Here is an 18,374-nt window from a genome sequence, read left to right on the forward strand (position 1 = left end):
GCTACAGCCATCCTTTTGCCCGATAGGCTTCCACCGTCGCTTTCAGCCCGTCCTCAGTTGGGACTTTCGGCGTCCACAGCCTCTTTGGCGGCTGCTTTCGCTTGGTCACCACCCAATCGGGATGGCAGAAATAGTTGACGCGATCCTGGGTCAATTTCGCGCCCTTGCCACGCAGCATCCTGTCCAGCCGCGCGCCTAGGCTCAGCGCCCAATTTGGAGTGGCGAAGGTCTTGACGGGGCGACCCATCGCCAGGCCGACCGCCTGACCGAACTCCAGATGGTCCCACCCGCCGGGCGTGCCATCATCAACTTCGTAGCAATGAGCCAGGCTAATTTCCTTCTCGCCCGCAAGCACCAGCAGCAGCCGCGCCAGATCGCTCACCTCAATCAGTGAAAGCCGTCCCGCCGGGGGCAGCAGCATGATGCCGCGCTTGGCCATTCGGAAAAGCTCCAGCATTTCGCGATCGCCGGGCCCGTAAATTGCCGGCGGCCTTACGATCGTCCAATCCAGTCCACTCGCTTTTACATGCCGCTCGGCCAAACCCTTGGACCATCCATAATCGGACAGTTTGGGCTCGCGTGCCGCCAGCGAAGACACATGAATGAGCCTTCGCACGCCGCGCTGCCGCATGGCGTCGATCACCGCCATCGTGCCGCGAGCATTTCCTGCTTCGAAGCCATCGCGGTCCGCTGCGTTCACGGTCCCAGCGATGTGGATCACGACGTCGGCATCTCGCACCAGCGTATTCAACGCCGCGCGATTCTCAAGTGAGCCCGGCACCCATTTCAACCGTCCACGCGGCGGTTGCGCCTTGCGTGTGATCGCGGTCACATGATGGCCTGCTTCCAACGCCTGATTAAGTGTCTCAGCGCCGACGAATCCCGTCGCGCCGGTCATTGCAATGCGGAGTTTCATAGAATGTCAGACCATCGCCATATGATCGCGATGGACCAGCACGGAACGGGGCAAATGACCCAGCAATGTGGCGATATCCTCGCTGCGCTTGCCTGCAACCAGCGCGGCTTCCTCGCTGTCATATTCGCTTAGACCGCGTGCGATAACTTGCCCTTCGGGCCCGACGATATCGACGACATCGCCACGCGCAAAGGTGCCTTCAATCCTGGCTACCCCCGCAGGCAGCAGGCTGTTGCCGCGTCCCAGCGCTTGTTCCGCGCCCGCATCGACGACGATCCGTCCGCGTACCGTCAGCCGACCAGCGAGCCACCCCTTGCGTGCCCGTTTTGCAGGCGCCGCCAGGAAGATCGATCCTCGTCCGCCGTTGCTCCAGTGGGATAGGGGACTGTCCACCTTCCCGGAAATGATCGCCAGATGCGCGCCCGCGCCGGTCGCTATGCGCGCCGCCTCGATCTTGGACGTCATGCCGCCCGATCCCATGCCGGACGCAGAGCCGCTGTCGGCCATTGCCGTGATCCGCGCTTCGATGCGCTCAATTGTCTCTATCAACATGGCGCTCGCATCGACATGCGGGTTCGCGGTGTAAAGCCCATCGACGTCCGAAAGGAGTACGACCGCGTCGGCCCGTGCAGCCTGTCCGATACGCGCCGCCAGCCGGTCATTATCGCCAAAGCGAATCTCAGCCGTGGCCACGCTGTCATTCTCATTTACCACTGGCACGACGTCCAACGCCATCAGGCGCTCCAGGGTCGCGGAAGCATTAAGGTAACGGCGCCGGTGTTCAAGATCGTCCAGCGTCACCAGCATCTGCGCCGCCGTTATACCTTTTTCCTGCAGCAGGCGTGCCCAGCATTGCGACAATGCGATCTGCCCGGTGGCGGCCGCTGCCTGCGCATCCTCCAGGCTGCCGCGTCCGCCCTTTGGCAGCTTCAGCCTTCGAGCGCCCAGCGCGATTGCGCCGGAAGACACGATGATGATCTGTTGCCCGGCGATCTTTCGAGCGGCGATGTCTTCGATCAGCGTGCGCAGCCATGCTTCCCGCACCTCACCAGTCGGATCGACAAGCAAGGCTGACCCGATCTTGACGACGAGACGACGGATTTGGGAAGGGGGGAAACCGGAAAGGGGAGAGGTCACAGATCTAATTTCCGTCCGCCTGGACCGTGATCGAGAGATGCCTAAAACTCGATTGCCGGTTCTGGTTCAACTCAAGGGCGCTGCCGTGAGTGGTCAGATTGGCGACCATTGTGCGTCACCTGCATCATCGGCCTTATCCTCTGCTTCTGTCTTTGATTCCGCCAATAAGGGCAAAACGGCATCCAACAATCGGGGCACGCCTTCGCCCGTGGCGCCGGAGACGATGAAGAGATCCTTGACCCCTGCTTCCTCGCGAAGCTGGGCAGCGATGTCCTCCATCAGTTCCTGTCCGAGCAAATCACCCTTGTTAAGGGCCACGATCTGCGGCTTGTCCTCCAGTCCCTCGCCATAAGCGGCGAGTTCATCCTGCACGATCCGAAATTGTTCGACGGGATCGTCGCCGGTCGCATCGACAAGATGCAGCAGGACGCGGCAACGCTCGATATGACCGAGGAACCTGTCCCCGATCCCGGCGCCCTCGGCCGCTCCAGCGATGAGGCCGGGAATGTCCGCAAGAACGAATTCCCTATCACGATGCAGGACGACGCCAAGCTGCGGCTTGGTCGTAGTGAAAGCATATGCCCCGACCTTCGCCTTGGTATTGGTCACCTGGTTGATAAAGGTCGATTTGCCTGCATTGGGCATGCCGACCAGCCCAACGTCCGCCAGGAGCTTCAGTCGCAGCCAGACCCACATTTCCTGGCCCGGCCAGCCCGTGCCGTGCTGACGCGGCGCGCGGTTCGTGCTGGTCTTATAAGAAAGGTTGCCCCGTCCGCCATCGCCGCCGCGCAGCAGAACCAGACGCTGGCCGACTTCCGTGAAGTCGGCCAGCAATTCCTGCTCTTCGTATTCGGGATAGCCGTCCTCATCCTCTGTCCCATCGACAGGTTGAGGATCGGACAGAATTTGGGTTCCCACAGGCACCTTGATGACAAGGTCGTTGCCCCCCGCGCCATAGCGATTCTTGCCCGCGCCGGGCATGCCTCTTTGCGCCTTGAAATGTTGAGTATAGCGAAAATCGATGAGCGTGTTCAGTCCAGCAACGGCTTCGAAGATGATATCGCCGCCCTTGCCACCATTACCGCCATCGGGGCCGCCATATTCGACATATTTTTCCCGCCGGAAACTGACCGCGCCGGGGCCGCCCCAACCGGATTTGATGTATATCTTTGCCTGATCCAGAAAATGCATGGCTGGCCCATAGCCGCTTATGCTGCGGAATTAAACCTCGCCGTCACCGGTGTCATCCAAACACATGATGGAAGTATGGGGACGGACGATGCCGCCCCCACCTGTCATTCATGCCGCCATGGCTGGCATGGCATCATCATAAAGGTCCATGGCTGGATCGATGTTCGCTCGTCCAGCAATGCCCTCTTCGAAAACCAGGCATTCGGCCGCCGCGCCGCGCGCAGGACTGTACCGCCGCTCAACGCGCCCGGTATAGCGGAAACCAAGCTTGCGCAGGACGTTGCCCGACGCCGGATTGTCGGCGAAGTGCGATGCCCGGATGCCGGTGATGCCAGCCGCGCGCGCCATCCGGAGCGCCGCGCCAGCTGCCTCCGTCGCAAAGCCCAGGCCCCAATAGGGGCGCGCGATCCAGTATCCGATTTCCGGTGTGTCATCTTCGGCAAGGTGCAGCCCACAGCCGCCGACGAGCCGCGGTGCGCCGCGGGTGCGGGAAAAGACCAGCAGGCGCGGCATGCGCGAATCGTGCGGCAGCCCGAGGAAGGCTCGGGCGTCGTCCACATTGTATGGGGCGGGCGCGCGAGTGAGGTTGCGGAGGATCGCCGGCTCGCCGATTGCCTCGGTCAGCGCGGGTGCATCTTCCATCCAGCCGGGCCTAAGGAGCAGGCGGGGGGTACGGGCGAACATTTAAACTCTCCTCCTATCGCTGCGCCAATGGCCGCAAAAAGTTACGGCTTGACGACTATTCCTTTGGCTGAACCCCGCGCGCACGACGCGCGAGAATGCGAAGGGTTCCAAAGGCTTGAGGGAAATGAGGGGGAGACGCCCTGGAAAATATAAAAAGGGGCGCTCCCGGTTGGGGCGCCCCTTTGTTTCCCTCGAATATTGGCGGTGACTAAAGGTGCATACGCCGGACGGCGGCAAGCTGATCGCCAATTTCGCGCGGCATGTCTGCGGCCTGAAGGGCGACTGGACCATGGCCGAGTTCCGCGCGACCAAGATCGCGGAAATCCGTGAGCAGGTGGGCGACGGCAAGGTGATCTGCGGCCTGTCGGGCGGGGTCGATAGCGCGGTCGCCGCCGTACTGATCCACGAGGCGATCGGCGACCAGCTGACCTGCGTGTTCGTCGATCATGGCCTGATGCGCAGCGGCGAGGCGGAGCAGGTGGTGAGCCTGTTCCGGGGCAGCTACAATATTCCGCTGGTGCATGTGAACGCCGAAACGCTGTTCATGAAGGGGCTGGAGGGCGTCACCGACCCCGAAGCCAAGCGCAAGTTCATCGGCAAGACCTTCATCGACGTGTTCGAGGATGAGGCGAAGAAGATCGGTGGCGCGGCGTTCCTGGCGCAGGGCACGCTGTATCCCGATGTGATCGAGAGCGTCAGCTTCACCGGCGGGCCTTCGGTGACGATCAAGAGCCATCATAATGTGGGCGGCCTGCCCGAGCGCATGAACATGAAGCTGGTCGAGCCGCTGCGCGAACTGTTCAAGGACGAAGTGCGCGAACTGGGCCGCGAACTGGGCCTGCCGGACGTGTTCGTGGGCCGCCACCCCTTCCCCGGTCCCGGCCTTGCCATCCGCATTCCGGGCGAAGTGAACAAGGAACGCTGCGACATACTGCGCAAGGCGGACCTGATCTATCTGGAGGAAATCCGCAACGCAGGGCTATACGACGCGATCTGGCAAGCCTTCGCCGTCCTGCTGCCGGTGCGCACCGTAGGCGTGATGGGCGACCACCGCACCTATGACAATGTGTGCGCCTTGCGGGCCGTCACATCGACCGACGGGATGACGGCGGACATATACCCCTTCGACGCATCCTTCCTCAGCCGGGTGGCCACGCGGATCATCAATGAGGTCAAGGGCATCAACCGGGTCTGCTACGACTTCACGTCCAAGCCCCCCGGCACGATCGAGTGGGAATGATTTTGTCCCCTGCCAGCATGGCGGTCATGCACCGAATGGGATGTTGGCGACAGGCTGACTGAAACCGCCTGCGGTCACCCTATCGTCATCAGGCTCGCATTCCCCCCGGCTGCTGTCGTGTTGATCGAAATCGACACCTCTTCGAGCAGCCATTCGAGCGGGTAGGGCTGGCCAGCGATACAGCGAGCAGAGGATGCGGCATGGACCGGCACAATGGGTCCGGGCCGGTTCGCCATCGCTTCCGACAGGCTGATGATGTCGGCATCGTCGCCTTCGACAAGAACCCCCGCAAGGACGCCGTCGGTGTCATGCGAAAGTCTCGCCGCGACGCTGGCGGGCAAGTCCGAAGGAAGTTTCGCTGCATCGATAACGCCTTCACAGCCTGTTGCGAGCACCGCCGCGATTTGCGTCAACAGGCCGGGTTCGGTTTTCGCATGCAGCCATATGCGGCCGCGTGGGCGGATCGTGTAGAGATTGCGCTCACCGACCGGCCCCGGCAGCTCTGTCGTCTGGCCGAGCCTGGATTGCGCCGCGCAGGTCCGGGCCGACGCGAGCACCGCTGTTTCGCCGCGCTGCGCCAGCCATTGGATGAATACCGCCAGCGCCTCGTCAACAGGCGTCGCCGTGCCCCGGCTGGCCGCTGGCGGTTCCCGGACCAGACGGGCGAGATAGAGAGGCCCGCCTGCCTTGGGGCCCGTACCGGAAAGCCCGCGTCCCCCGAATGGCTGGACGCCGACGACCGCGCCGATCATGTTGCGATTGATATAGAGATTGCCCGCCTTCACCCGCTCGGTGACATAATCCATGGTCGCGTCGAGGCGGGTGTGGAGACCGAAGGTCAGCCCATATCCTGTCGCATTGATCGCTTCGATCACATGCCCAAGCCGTTCTCGGTCATAGCGGATGACATGAAGCACCGGACCGAAAACCTCACGCTCAAGATCGGCGACGCTGTCGATCTCGATGATCGTCGGTGGCACGAAGCTGCCCCGCCCGATGTCGGTCGGCATTGCATGCTGCTCGATACGCCGCCCCTTTGCGCGCATCGCATCGATATGCTTTTCGATGCTGGCCCTGGCCTCCATGGTGATGACCGGACCAATATCGACCGACAGGCGATCAGGGCGTCCGATGCTGAGTTCCTTCAGAGCCCCCTTCAACATTGAAAGGACGCCATCGGCAATCTCGTGCTGCAGGCACAGCAGGCGAAGCGCCGAACATCGCTGGCCAGCACTGTCAAAGGCCGACGCGATCACATCGGCCACCACCTGTTCGGCAAGGGCGCTGCTATCCACGATCATGGCATTTTGACCGCCCGTTTCCGCAATCAGCGGGACCGGGCGGCCACCGGGCGACAGACGCGTGGCGAGCTGTTTCTGGATCAGGCGCGCAACCTCTGTCGAGCCGGTGAAGATCACGCCCGCGATTTCCGCAGCCCCGACCAGCGCGGCCCCGATCTCGCCCGCGCCCGGCAGCAGCTGGAGCACATCGGCCGGGACGCCTGCGGCATGAAGGATGCGCACCGCCTCGGCGGCGATCAGCGGGGTTTCTTCCGCCGGTTTGGCAAGGACCGGATTGCCCGCGACCAAAGCTGCAGCGATCTGGCCCGTGAATATCGCAAGCGGGAAATTCCAGGGGCTGATGCAGACTATGGGGCCGAGCGGCTGTTGCGTTGGCCCCAAGGTCGTTCGAGCCTGCGCGGCATAGTAGCGCAGGAAATCGATCGCCTCGCGAACCTCGGCGATCGCATTTGCCGCTGACTTGCCTGCCTCGCGGATGGCCAGCCCCATGAGCTGAGGCATGTGCGCCTGCATGGCGTCGGCTGCCCGCTTCAGCATGGCGGCGCGGTCGGCAACCGGCGTAGCGGCCCAGGCTGCTGCGGCATGGGCGGCTATCCGGCAGGCGTCGCGCGCGTCCTGCTCGACGCAGAAGGCCACCGTTCCCACCACATCGGTCGCATCCGCAGGATTGCACACCGGTCGTTCGCTGCGCACGACCGGGCGCCCGTAAATTGCGGGCGCGGCATGCCATTGCCTCGTCGCACTCTCTGCCAGGGCGCGCGACAGATGCGCCAGCGCGTCCTCATCGCTCAGGTCGATGCCCGCAGAGTTGCGGCGATCAGCGTAGAGGGCGGACGGCAAGGCGATCTGGTCGTGCGGGCGTCCGGGCAAGTCCATCGCGCGGACCTGCTCGACCGGATCCATGACGAGTTCGTCGATCGCTACGCTTGCATCAGCGACCCGGTTCACGAATGACGAATTGGCCCCGTTTTCAAGCAGGCGGCGGACAAGATAGGCCAGCAGCGTTTCGTGCGTCCCGACCGGCGCATATATGCGGCACGGCCGGTCGAGCTTCCCCTTTCCGACCACCTCGCCATAAAGCGGCTCGCCCATGCCGTGCAGGCATTGAAACTCATAGTCGCCGACCGTGAAATCCGGGCCGGCGATGTGAAAAATGGTCGCCAGCGTCTGGGCGTTATGGGTCGCGAATTGCGGGAATATGGCGTCGGGCGCGGCCAGCAGCTTTTTGGCGCAGGCTATGTAGGCGACATCGGTATGAACCTTGCGCGTATAGACGGGAAAGTCGGCCAGCCCATCGACTTGCGCGCGCTTGATTTCGGTATCCCAGTAAGCGCCCTTTACGAGCCGCACCATGATCCGCCGGTTCGCGCGGCGCGCAAGATCGACGGTCCAGTCGATCACAAAGGGGCATCGCTTGCCATAGGCCTGCACCGCCAAGCCCAGGCCGTCCCAGCCCGACAGATCGGGATCGAGCGCGAGGCTTTCCAGCAGGTCCAGCGACAATTCGAGGCGGTCCGCCTCCTCCGCATCGATATTGAGGCCGATATCATGGCGTTTCGCCAGCGCGGCCAGCGCCTTGACGCGGGGCAGAAGTTCGTCGGTCACGCGACCGGCCTGGGCGCGGCTGTATCGCGGGTGAAGGGCGGAGAGCTTGATGGAGACGCCGGGGCCGACATAAATGCCGCGGCCGGCCGATGCCTTGCCTATCGCATGAATGGCCTGCTCATAATCCCGATAATAGCGGGCGGCGTCCGCGGCTGTCATCGCCGCCTCGCCCAGCATGTCGTAGCTATATGTGAAACCCTTTGCCTCCAGAGAGCGCGCGCGCTTCAGCGCCTGGCCGATCGTTTCACCGGTAACGAACTGCTCCCCCATCAATCGCATCGCGATATCGACGGCGCGCCGGATCACAGGTTCCCCCGCCCGCGCAAGCAAATGCGAAAGTGCGGCGGCCAGCCCCCGGTCATTCACGCTGTCGAGAAGCTTGCCGGTGACGACCAGCCCCCAGGACGCTGCATTGACGAACAGGGGCTTGCCGCTACCCACATGCGACATCCAGTCGCCCTTTGCGATCTTGTCACGGATCAACGCGTCGCGGGTCTGGTCATCCGGGATGCGCAACAGGGCCTCGGCCAGGCACATCAACGCCACGCCCTCCTGGCTGGACAGGGCAAATTCCTGAACCAGGGTTTCGACGCCGCTGCGGGTCCGCTTTTCCCTGATCGCCGAGACAAGCGTGAACGCGGTGTCGCGGGCGTCCGACCGGAGCTTGCGGGGCAAGGCGGCCAGATCCAGCAAGGGCTGGACACATTCTGCTTCGGGTCGGCGATAGGCCGCCGTGATCTCCTTGCGCAGCGGTGATGGCTTGCGGACCGGCGGCGCGAAAGCCGCGAAGGGAGGCGGTTGCGTCACCGCGAAAGGACCCCGCAAGGATCCGTCCACATGCCGTCAGGATGCGTGTGCATACACACATATTCTTCGACATTGCCCGGCTTCAGCGCGGGTTTGAGCCGCTCCTTTGCCTCAAGAGAGCGCAGGAATACCACCCGAAATGGCTGGATATTCATCGAGGTCGGTCCCCATTTGGCGATATCATATGCCTCCTGAAGTTCCGCATCCGTTACCACCTGGTCGGTCCAGCCATTCTGAGAACGTGCCTCTGTGAAGAGGATTTCCAGGGTTTTCTCGTCAGCAACCGTCATTGGCAGCCCTTCCGTTTGTTTGATTTCTGATTCCGGTCAGCCAAGGCCGACCATGACGTTCTTGCGATAGGCGTGCCGTTCCGCGAGACGGTCGGCCCACCTACGAAGATTGGGCTGCTCCGAATCCCTGGCGAACCCGAGAGCTATCCAGCGATAGACCATGATTCCGCAGGGAATATCGGCGAGCGAAAATGCATCGCCAGCAAGGTAGGAATTTTGTGCAAGGGCATCGTCTAGTAGCGCAAAGCAGCGCTGCGACTCCATGCGCGCCCGGTCTAAAGCCTGCAGGTCTCTCTCGGCTTCCGGAGTTTTGACGATGCCGATATAAAGCTGTGACATGAACTTGTTCAAGGCGGCAAGATGCCAGTCCATCCAGCGCTCGACCATTGCCCGGTCGATCGGGTCCTGGGGATAAAGCGAGGTGGGTCCGCGCGAATTGCACAAATAGCGGAGAATGGTGTTGGATTCCCAGATCGCGTTGCCTTCGTCTATCAACGTCGGCACGACGCCATTGGGATTCACGGCAAGATATTCCGGGTCGCGGTTCCCGCCAAATTCGCCGCCGAAATTTTCCTGGCTGAACGGTATATCCAACTCGTCCAGGAGCCAGAGGACCTTCTGGACATTGGAGGAGCTGCGCCTTCCTAAAACTCGAAGCATGACTCTCTCAACCTGCTTCCGGTATGTTCATTCCGCGTTGCACGGCGGGGCGTGCACCAACGTGATCGTACCAGCGCTTGAGATTTGGTACCTTTTCAAGATCGATGTTGTGAAGCGGGTTGCGCGCGAGCCAGGGATAGGTGGCGATATCGGCGATAGTATACCCGTCCCCCGCGATATAAGCTGAATCTTGCAGCCGCTTGTTAAGCACGCCGTAGATTCGCTCCACCTCTTTCTGGTAGCGCCCGAGCGAATATTCCTGGTCTTGAGCATATCTGCGAAAGTGATGGAGTTGCCCAAGCATCGGGCCCACGCCGCCCATCTGGAACATCAGCCATTGCAAGGTTATTGCCTGCGCGCGTGGATCGGACGGCAGTAGCTCGCTTCGGTATTTCTGTGCCAGATAAACCAGAATGGCGCCGGACTCAAAGAGCACCAGTTCCTCACCTCCGGGGCCATCGGGATCGACGATCACAGGGATCTTGTTGTTGGGGTTCTTCGCTAGAAAGTCCGGCGAGAATTGCTCATCCTTTAGGATGTTGATCGGCCGCAGTTCATAACCCAGCCCCAGCTCTTCGAGCATGATGGAAATCTTGCGCCCGTTCGGCGTCTGCCAGGTAAAAAGCTGCAAGGTCATATCAGTTCCTCCGGTCGGGGTTGCCGCGGGTCCAGCGCCACGGCAAGATCAAGATCGCACCGACAAGCCCGGCCTTTCGGTAGGGATCATTTCGGGAGAATTCCTCGACATCGTGCCGATTCGTAGCTTCAACCACGATGAGCGAGCCGACCTCCTTCTCCTCCGCCTCGTCCATCAATGGCCCGGAAAGGATGACCCGAACCGGAAGTTCGCCGCCCGACATATAAGCCACGTGGCGCTCGCGCGTTTGCGCGCGAATATCACCCGCGTCCGGGCGGTCCATCGCCTGAAGAACGAAGTACATGTGTCAAGCCACCGGGTGCAGGTTAAACCGATAGTCGAGCGTGTAGAACCTGCATTCCCCAAGTGGCGTGTCGTTTGAGGTGAAGATCGCCTGTATCCGAGCGCTAGACAAGGATTTTCTGCCGCAAGCGGCACCTGCGGTCGCGCAGACTGCTGGATCTGGACGGATCAGACCGCGAAGCCGCTGTTTCCTTGCCCAGGGGCGGCGTTTTTCAGCGCAGCGGACAGATCTGTCCAGCCGCTTTCGTTCAGTTTGAGCGTGGATCGCGATCATGCGCATAGCGGTGGCGCTCGCAATCGGCGGATAGCGGCGAGGATGGCGCGTACCATCGTGCCGGTGACAGCGACCTCGGCCAGCTGGAAGGTGATGGTGCGGGCGTGACGGACCACACGTGCCCCGATCTTGATCAGCTTCAGTTGCAGGCTGGTCAACGACCAGTCGGCCATGGCCTCGGGCAGCTCGATGCAGCGCAAGAAGGTGGCCAGGTTGTACGCCAGGGCGTGCAGTTGCAGCCGCACCTCATTGTCGCGGAACTTCCGGCACGACAGCCGCGTCCAGCGAAAGGCGTATTTGCCCTCTTTGATGTGCTGCTCGGCGGTGCCGCGCTGGTTGTAGAACCGCACCACCCAGTCCGGCTCCATCGGCAGGTTGGTGACGATGAAGCCGACACGCGGGAACAGTTCGCCCGGATGCCATTCGATCTTGGCGATCACCCGGCGTTCCTTGTCCCAGGACGCCGCCTGATACTCGAATTCCTCGAAGAACCGCTTGACCTTGGTCAGTGACGGCCGCCCGACAGGGCGCGTTAGCCGATGCGCGATCTTGTCCTTGAGGACCGCGTTTGCGGGCAGCCGGATGGCGTAGAAGAACCGCGCTTCTTCCAATCGCTCATAGATCGCCGGGATCGCGTAGGCAGCATCGGCCCGGAAGAACCTGCCACCAAGGTCGCGCTCCGCGTAGCGCGCAATGACGGGGTCGAGAACATCACGCCAGCCATCGGCGCTGTGGACGTTGCCATGGCGCAGGGCGCAGCGTTCCAGCATCCCGAACTGGTTGAACAGAAAGTTGGGGTGATAGCAGCTACAGTCGAAATGGCCATTCCAGGCGGACCCTTCCTGGTCGCCATGGGTCGGGCTGACCGAGCTGTCCATGTCCAGAACGATGTACTTCAGCCCGTTACGGTCATGGAACCGGTCGATCCATTGCCCGTTCAGGTCGGCCAGCGCGGCACGGTTCCCGGCCAGAGCCAGCGTCTCGGTCTCGAACCGTCCCATCTGCGATGCCGAGGCCGCTTGTGCATCGACCGCTCTGCCGCCGACAACTTGGCGCATGACCGGATCGCAGGCGAGACGGTTGGCGTCGTTGACATCCTCGTATCCGGCCAGCCGCCCAAAGACTGATTGCCGGAACAGGCCGTCGAGCCGATGGACCGTGTTCTTGCCAGAGCGAGTATCGCGCAGCGCCGCTGACGCCAAATCGGACAACCCGAGCGCGTCATCAAGCTCGCGCATCACCAGAAGGCCGCCGTCGGAACTGAGCTGCGTGCCGCGAAATTCCAGCCGCACGCGAGGGTCGAAATCCACCCGATCTGCCCGTTGCAAGCCCGCACCCTCTGGGTGATCCATGAAACGCGCCCCTCGCAGCCTTCAACACCATGTTTTATATAGGAAATATAATGGTCAGGACAGCGAAATCAGCGCCTTACTTGGGAAATGTGGGCTAAAAGTCTTTCCGCCATAAGGATCGCCCCGATTGTAAGGGACGATCCGTCATCGATCGTCCGTTATTCGGCTGCTTCGGCCATCGCATCGACCGACACATATTTGCGGCCGAGCTTGCCAGTGTGGAATACCACGCGGCCTTCACCAAGCGCGAACAGCGTGTGGTCTTTACCCATGCCGACGTTGCGACCCGGGTAGACGCGCGTTCCGCGCTGGCGAATGATGATGTTGCCGCCGATCACTTCCTGACCACCGAACTTCTTAACGCCAAGACGCTTCGACTCCGAATCGCGACCGTTACGCGATGAACCGCCAGCTTTCTTATGTGCCATGACTCAAACTCCTCGAAACTGGACTGTGGCTCAGGCGATCGACACGATCTTGAGGATCGTGTGATTCTGGCGGTGGCCATTGCGACGGCGATAATTATGCCGGCGGCGCTTCTTGAAAACGATGACCTTTTCGCCCTTCGCTTGCGCGATGATCTCGGCGGCTACGGTCAGCTTGCTGACGTCCTTCACGTCGCCGCCTTCGCCGGCGAACAGGACGTCATCCAGCGTCACCTTGTCACCAGCCTCACCGGCCAGCTTTTCGACGACGATCTTGTCTCCGGCGGCGACGCGATATTGCTTGCCGCCCGTGCGCACGACTGCGAACATGGCTCTTCTCTTCTCGTTCAAATCTGCTTTACGCAGATCATCGAGGACATGAAGTCCTGTTGACCCGCGCGGGAATGTGGCCCGGTAGTGGAATGACTCGCGGCTGTCAACCGATATGGCCCCGGATCGGTACTGGTTTTTCCGCTCGCTCGCGCGTATCTGTCGGGCGAAGGGAACTACAAAGCAAATGATGTCGATACCGCACGGGGACAGCAGCATGAAGGGACGCGCTTCCTTCATGGCCGCCCTGTGGGTCGCTATTGTGGTTGCGCTATTGTCCGCTCTGGCGCCTTTGGGACCTCCGTCGAGCAGATTGACCGGTTCGGCCTTCAATCCAGCTACGGTCGGGGTTGTGCTGAAGGCTCGCTCTCACGACAATATGAAGGTCGAGCCCCTCTTGGGGAGGGAGCGGGAAGGCCTGACCCATAGCGCGGCTTCCGGTCAGTCTTGGCTTCTCCCAGCCATATTGTCGCTGTTAGCGGCCGGACTGTTCCTCGTTGCGCGTCATTGGCCAGCACCAGCCGATAACGGTGGCATTGCCTTACATCTTTCTTCTTGCCGAGCCCGGGCTCCCCCCGCGTCCTCCTGACGATCCTTGCCCCAGCCCGACATGGGCCAAGCCTTGGAAGGAGCCTTCAATGAGTCGAAGGAAATTGCGCCGCAGCCGCAGCCGTCCACCGCGGTGGTTCGTCCCGGCTGTCCTCACCGGAATTGCCGTGGCCGGTGCGCTGCTGTCCGTAGCGATGCTGGCAGTCGTAGAATGATAATGAGCCGGGCGCAGCGTTACGTTGCGCCCTGGCGGACAGGGAAAGACCCTATATGCCCCATCACACACCGCTGATCGGAACGATCGTTGCGGGCCTTGTTGTCGCTTTCATAATGGGCGCCATCGCCCATCGCCTGAAACTATCGCCCCTTGTAGGCTATCTCTTCGCGGGGATCATCGTTGGCCCTTTCACCCCGGGGTTTGTGGCCAATGCCGGGCTTGCCAATGAACTTGCCGAGATTGGCGTCATCCTGTTGATGTTTGGTGTCGGTCTCCACTTTTCCCTTCGCGACCTGCTGTCGGTGAAGAATATCGCCGTTCCCGGAGCGATCGGTCAGATTGCCGTGGCCACATTGCTGGGGATGGGTCTTTCGCATCTCATGGGCTGGCCAATGCTGGGGGGGCTCGTCTTTGGTCTCGCTTTGTCGGTCGCCAGTACGGTGGTGCTTCTGCGGGCATTGCAGGGCGCGGACCTGGTGGAAACGCGGCGGGGGCGGATCGCGGTAGGCTGGCTGATCGTCGAGGATTTGGCGATGGTGCTGGCGCTGGTGCTGCTGCCTGCACTCGCGGGGGTCATGAATAACGCTGACACCTCAGCCGGGATGGGCGCGCTGCTGGCGCCACTTCTTGGTACGCTGCTGAAAGTGGCAGGTTTTGTCGCCCTCATGTTGGTCGTCGGCCGTCGCGTCATTCCTTGGCTGCTGCATTGGGTCGTTCATAGCGGTTCTAGAGAGCTGTTCCGCCTTGCTGTCTTGGCCGTTGCGCTGGGGGTCGCATTCGGCGCCGCGGTCGCGTTTGACGTATCCTTCGCACTGGGCGCATTTTTTGCGGGCATGATCCTGGGCGAAACGCCCCTTAGCCGCCGCGCCACGGAAGAAACGCTGCCTCTGCGGGATGCGTTTGCGGTTCTGTTCTTCGTTTCAGTGGGGATGTTGTTTAACCCGGCCGTATTGATCGAGCAGCCGCTGCCTTTGCTCGCAACGGTGGCGATTATCATCATCGGCAAATCCATCGCCGCATTCGCCATTGTTCGCGCCTTCGGCTATGCTGGTGACACTGCGCTCACCATCGCGGCAAGCCTGGCTCAGATCGGCGAATTTTCTTTCATCCTGGCTTCACTGGGCACCGGCCTCGGCATTTTGCCAGCGGAGGCGCGCGACCTGATCCTTGCTGGGGCAATCGTGTCCATTTTCCTAAATCCGCTGATTTTCACGATGATCGTTCGAAAGCACCAGGCAGAAGACGAAGAGAAACAGGCTGAAGAGCCGCAGCCAACGCGCCCGACCGGCCATGTTATTTTGGTTGGCTATGGCCGGGTGGGCAAGATGATCGCATCGCGCCTTGTCGAACGGAACACGCATCTGGTAATCGTCGAAGGCGATCTGGAACGTGCCAGGGAAGCGGAGGCGGCGGGCCTTTCGGTCGTGCGCGGCAGCGCGCTGGAGGACCGCCATCTTCATGCTGCGGGCGTTTGCGAGGCACGCCGCCTTCTGATCGCGGTTCCGGAGGGATTTGAAGGCGGCGCAATCCATCAACATGCGCGGAACCTCAATCCGGAAATTCAGGTCATCGCTCGCGCCCACTCAGATGCTGAGGTCGAGCATATGGAAGCTTTGGGCGTTCCGCATATCGTCATGGGCGAGCGCGAATTGGCCGCAAAGATGTTGTCGCTTTGCGGTGCAGGATGACGCTCGCCGGCAAGTCCCACATCCGGCAATAGTTATAAAGGGCCGCTTGGTTAAAGAGCGGCCCGTTTTTTATCCTCGGGGGTTGCGAGGCCCGGTCCGCTTCGGACCGCCCTTGAAGGGGCGGGGGCTGTGCGCGGGCGGACGAGGGCCGCGATCGCTGTTGGGACGGCCTTTGCCGCGAGGTCCTTCGCGCCTGTTCTCGCGCGCCATTTCGCGCGGTTTGCCCTCCATCTGATCGATGGCAACCTCGGCGCCTTCGTCACTGGCTTGGCCTGTGCGCTTAACTGCGGCCACGAACTTCGCGGCGATGGCAGAAGGAATTTCGAACATCGTTTCGTTGGCCGCAATGCGAATCGCGCCGATATCGCCCCGGCTGACATGCCCGCGACGGCAGATCAGCGGCAGGATCCAGCGCGGATCAGCATTCTGGTTCCGGCCGATATCCATGCGGAACCATATGGTGTCCTCAAAGCCGGGACGCGGCCCTTCGCGGCGCGCGGGCGCTTCGCTGGCGTCCAACAGTTCTTCGGGCGCGGGAAGAGCTGCGCGCGCGCTCTTCACCAGCATCGCCGCGATTTCCTTGGCCGACTTTTCTGCCAACAGTTCGGCGCCCAGCGCCCAATCCTGTTCGTCCAGTTCGGCCTTTTCCATCAAGGTTGCGCGCAGCCGCGCATTATCCTGCTCCTGAATGGCCTCCTTGCTGGGCGGCGCACCCCACTCCACCGGAATCTTCGCGCCGCGCAGCATCGATTCGACACGGCGGCGGCGCGGATAGGGAACGACCAGCACGGCCGTGCCCTTCTTACCCGCGCGCCCGGTGCGGCCAGATCGGTGCTGCATGGTCTCTGCGTCGCGGGGAATTTCGACGTGGACGACAAGGCTCAGATTGGGGAGGTCGATGCCGCGCGCCGCGACGTCGGTCGCCACACAGACGCGTGCCCGGCGGTCCCGCAGCGCCTGAAGCGCATGGTTGCGCTCATTCTGGCTATGTTCACCCGAGAGCGCCACCGCCGCGAAGCCACGCTCGGTGAGGCTGGCGTGCAGATGCCGCACATTGTCGCGGGTCGCGCAGAAGAGGATCGCCGTCTCGGCTTCATGATAGCGGAGCAGGTTGACCACGGCGTTTTCGATGTCCGCCGGAGCGACGGTCACTGCCTGATAGCTGATGTCGCCATGACCGCGCTCGTCACTGACCGTAGAGATGCGCAGAGCGTCCTTCTGGTAACGCTTGGCCAACGCCACGATCGGCTTGGGCATGGTGGCGGAAAACAGAAGCGTTCGGCGACCGTCGGGCGCACCGTCCAATATCTCTTCCAAATCTTCGCGGAAGCCCATGTCGAGCATCTCGTCCGCTTCATCGAGCACCACGGTCTTGAGGCCTGACAGGTCGAGGGCACCACGCTCAAGATGGTCGCGCAGACGTCCCGGCGTGCCGACGACAATGTGCGCGCCATGGCTGAGTGCGCGACGTTCCTTGGCGGCGTCCATGCCGCCGACGCAGGTGGCGATGCGGGCGCGGGCCTCGCCGTAAAGCCATTCCAGCTCGCGGCTGACCTGTAGCGCCAGTTCGCGGGTCGGTGCGATGGCGAGCGCGAGGGGCTTGCCGGCCACCGGGAGGCGGCTCTGTTCGCCCAGCAGTTCGGTAGCCAGGGCGAGGCCGAAGGCGACCGTTTTGCCGGAGCCGGTCTGCGCGGAGACGATAAGGTCGCGACCTTCGGCTTCAGGCTGGGTGACCTGCGCCTGCACGGGGGTCAGCTGTTCATAGCCTTTTCGCGTCAGTGCGTCAGAAAGCAGGGGAGGGAGATGTTCAAAAGACATTATGTTTTCCATCGGTAAGGCGACCCGCCAGTCCCGACGGATACATGATGACCTGGTCTTCTCCAGCCGTTGCTGGAGCCCGGAGTGCAAGGTCACACACCCCGAAGTTCACACCGTCAATCGGAAGAAGCAACTACCGAAAACAGGGGTTTTCGGGCAGCGTTCTTGCGAAGGGAGATGTTCCAAATAAGAAGGCCGCCTTTCCCCGCAAAGAGGGAAGGCGGCCTCTCTATTGATTAAGCGCGAGGATCAGACCGAAGCGACTTCCGCCACATCGACCTTCACGCCCGGGCCCATCGAGGACGACAGGGCGATCTTGCGGACATATTTGCCCTTCGAACCCGACGGCTTCGCCTTGACGATAGCGTCAACAAAGGCGTCGAAATTCTTGCGCAGGTCTTCAGCCGAGAAGCTCGCCTTGCCCAGACCAGCATGGATGATGCCAGCCTTTTCGACGCGGAATTCGATCTGACCGCCCTTGGCAGCCTTGACCGCTTCGGCGACGTTCGGGGTGACGGTGCCCAGTTTCGGGTTCGGCATCAGGCCCTTGGGACCCAGAACCTTACCCAGACGGCCAACCAGACCCATCATGTCGGGGGTGGCGATCACGCGCTGGAAGTCGATGTTGCCAGCCTGGATGCTGTCGAGCAGATCCTCAGCGCCCACGATGTCGGCGCCAGCGGCGGTCGCGGCTTCCGCCTTGTCGCCACGGGCGAACACGGCGACGCGGACGTCCTTGCCGGTGCCGGCGGGCAGGGTGACGACGCCACGGACCATCTGGTCTGCGTGACGGGGATCGACGCCCAGGTTGATGGCGATTTCGACGCTCTCGTCGAACTTGGCGGTCGCGTGGGTCTTGATCAGGCCCAGCGCTTCGTCAACGCCGTGCAGCTTTTCGCGGTCAACCGCGGTGGCCAGCGCCTTCGCCTTCTTGCTCAGCTTTGCCATGG

General features: G+C 62.0%; 16 protein-coding genes and 1 pseudogene. 3 read left to right on the plus strand and 14 right to left on the minus strand.

The window, feature by feature from the left end; genetic code table 11:
- Position 1: 1 nt before the first annotated feature.
- The 4 genes from B6S01_RS12385 to B6S01_RS12400 all read right to left on the minus strand — a co-directional run bounded on the left by B6S01_RS12385 (position 2) and on the right by B6S01_RS12400 (position 3,928).
- Positions 2-916 (minus strand): NAD-dependent epimerase/dehydratase family protein, encoded by a 915-nt coding sequence (locus B6S01_RS12385; protein ID WP_037462407.1) that lies wholly within the window; start codon positions 914-916, stop codon positions 2-4.
- 6 nt (positions 917-922) lie between these two features.
- A complete protein-coding gene (gene proB, locus B6S01_RS12390; RefSeq protein ID WP_037462404.1) occupies positions 923-2,053 on the minus strand; it encodes a glutamate 5-kinase in 1,131 nt (376 codons plus the stop codon).
- Between the two features lie 93 nt (positions 2,054-2,146).
- The gene (gene obgE / locus B6S01_RS12395) at positions 2,147-3,244 is read right to left on the minus strand and encodes a GTPase ObgE (protein WP_037462402.1); all 1,098 of its coding nucleotides are present in this window, start codon (positions 3,242-3,244) and stop codon (positions 2,147-2,149) included.
- A 108-nt stretch (positions 3,245-3,352) separates the two neighbouring features.
- Positions 3,353-3,928: a GNAT family N-acetyltransferase gene (locus tag B6S01_RS12400; RefSeq protein WP_037462401.1), complete on the minus strand. Its 576-nt coding sequence runs from the start codon at positions 3,926-3,928 to the stop codon at positions 3,353-3,355.
- Positions 3,929-4,142: 214 nt separating this feature from the next.
- Between B6S01_RS12400 and guaA the strand changes: the two are divergent.
- Positions 4,143-5,168 (plus strand): annotated as a pseudogene (gene guaA / locus B6S01_RS12405) (glutamine-hydrolyzing GMP synthase); the annotation flags it as partial.
- A gap of 74 nt (positions 5,169-5,242) precedes the next feature.
- Here guaA and putA read toward each other — a convergent pair.
- The 8 genes from putA to rplU form a co-directional block, all read right to left on the minus strand.
- The gene (putA, locus tag B6S01_RS12410; RefSeq protein ID WP_037462396.1) at positions 5,243-8,881 is read right to left on the minus strand and encodes a trifunctional transcriptional regulator/proline dehydrogenase/L-glutamate gamma-semialdehyde dehydrogenase; all 3,639 of its coding nucleotides are present in this window, start codon (positions 8,879-8,881) and stop codon (positions 5,243-5,245) included.
- Positions 8,878-9,171 (minus strand): nitroreductase family protein, encoded by a 294-nt coding sequence (locus B6S01_RS12415; RefSeq protein WP_081570334.1) that lies wholly within the window; start codon positions 9,169-9,171, stop codon positions 8,878-8,880. Before B6S01_RS12415 ends, putA begins: the two co-directional genes overlap by 4 nt.
- A gap of 36 nt (positions 9,172-9,207) precedes the next feature.
- Entirely contained in the window at positions 9,208-9,831 is a 624-nt protein-coding gene (locus B6S01_RS12420) for a glutathione S-transferase family protein (protein WP_037467955.1), read from the minus strand.
- A 7-nt stretch (positions 9,832-9,838) separates the two neighbouring features.
- Entirely contained in the window at positions 9,839-10,468 is a 630-nt protein-coding gene (locus tag B6S01_RS12425) for a glutathione S-transferase family protein (RefSeq protein ID WP_037467957.1), read from the minus strand.
- Position 10,469: 1 nt separating this feature from the next.
- Positions 10,470-10,772 (minus strand): YciI family protein, encoded by a 303-nt coding sequence (locus B6S01_RS12430; protein ID WP_037467959.1) that lies wholly within the window; start codon positions 10,770-10,772, stop codon positions 10,470-10,472.
- A gap of 269 nt (positions 10,773-11,041) precedes the next feature.
- On the minus strand, positions 11,042-12,397 hold the full coding sequence (locus tag B6S01_RS12435; RefSeq protein WP_006473457.1) for an IS1380-like element IS1247 family transposase: 1,356 nt from the start codon (positions 12,395-12,397) through the stop codon (positions 11,042-11,044).
- A gap of 158 nt (positions 12,398-12,555) precedes the next feature.
- Positions 12,556-12,825: a 50S ribosomal protein L27 gene (rpmA, locus tag B6S01_RS12440; RefSeq protein ID WP_007683600.1), complete on the minus strand. Its 270-nt coding sequence runs from the start codon at positions 12,823-12,825 to the stop codon at positions 12,556-12,558.
- Between the two features lie 30 nt (positions 12,826-12,855).
- Positions 12,856-13,152, minus strand: a complete 297-nt coding sequence (gene rplU / locus B6S01_RS12445) for a 50S ribosomal protein L21 (RefSeq protein WP_037464028.1) — start codon at positions 13,150-13,152, stop codon at positions 12,856-12,858.
- A 638-nt stretch (positions 13,153-13,790) separates the two neighbouring features.
- On the opposite strand from rplU, the gene B6S01_RS21905 reads away from it, so the two are divergent.
- Together B6S01_RS21905 and ybaL are read left to right on the plus strand one after the other, a co-directional pair.
- Positions 13,791-13,916 carry a hypothetical protein gene (locus B6S01_RS21905; RefSeq protein ID WP_269319807.1) on the plus strand — a complete coding sequence of 42 codons (126 nt, stop codon included), beginning with the start codon at positions 13,791-13,793 and terminating at the stop codon, positions 13,914-13,916.
- A gap of 55 nt (positions 13,917-13,971) precedes the next feature.
- Entirely contained in the window at positions 13,972-15,606 is a 1,635-nt protein-coding gene (gene ybaL, locus B6S01_RS12455) for a YbaL family putative K(+) efflux transporter (RefSeq protein WP_037464032.1), read from the plus strand.
- Positions 15,607-15,675: 69 nt separating this feature from the next.
- Here the strand turns inward: ybaL and B6S01_RS12460 are convergent, their stop codons facing one another.
- Together B6S01_RS12460 and rplA are read right to left on the minus strand one after the other, a co-directional pair.
- Positions 15,676-17,424: a DEAD/DEAH box helicase gene (locus B6S01_RS12460; RefSeq protein ID WP_037464207.1), complete on the minus strand. Its 1,749-nt coding sequence runs from the start codon at positions 17,422-17,424 to the stop codon at positions 15,676-15,678.
- Between the two features lie 249 nt (positions 17,425-17,673).
- Positions 17,674-18,372, minus strand: a complete 699-nt coding sequence (gene rplA, locus B6S01_RS12465; RefSeq protein WP_037464035.1) for a 50S ribosomal protein L1 — start codon at positions 18,370-18,372, stop codon at positions 17,674-17,676.
- Between the last annotated feature and the right edge of the window lie 2 nt (positions 18,373-18,374).

It is taken from the genome of Sphingobium herbicidovorans (genome assembly GCF_002080435.1).
GTDB lineage: Bacteria > Pseudomonadota > Alphaproteobacteria > Sphingomonadales > Sphingomonadaceae > Sphingobium > Sphingobium herbicidovorans.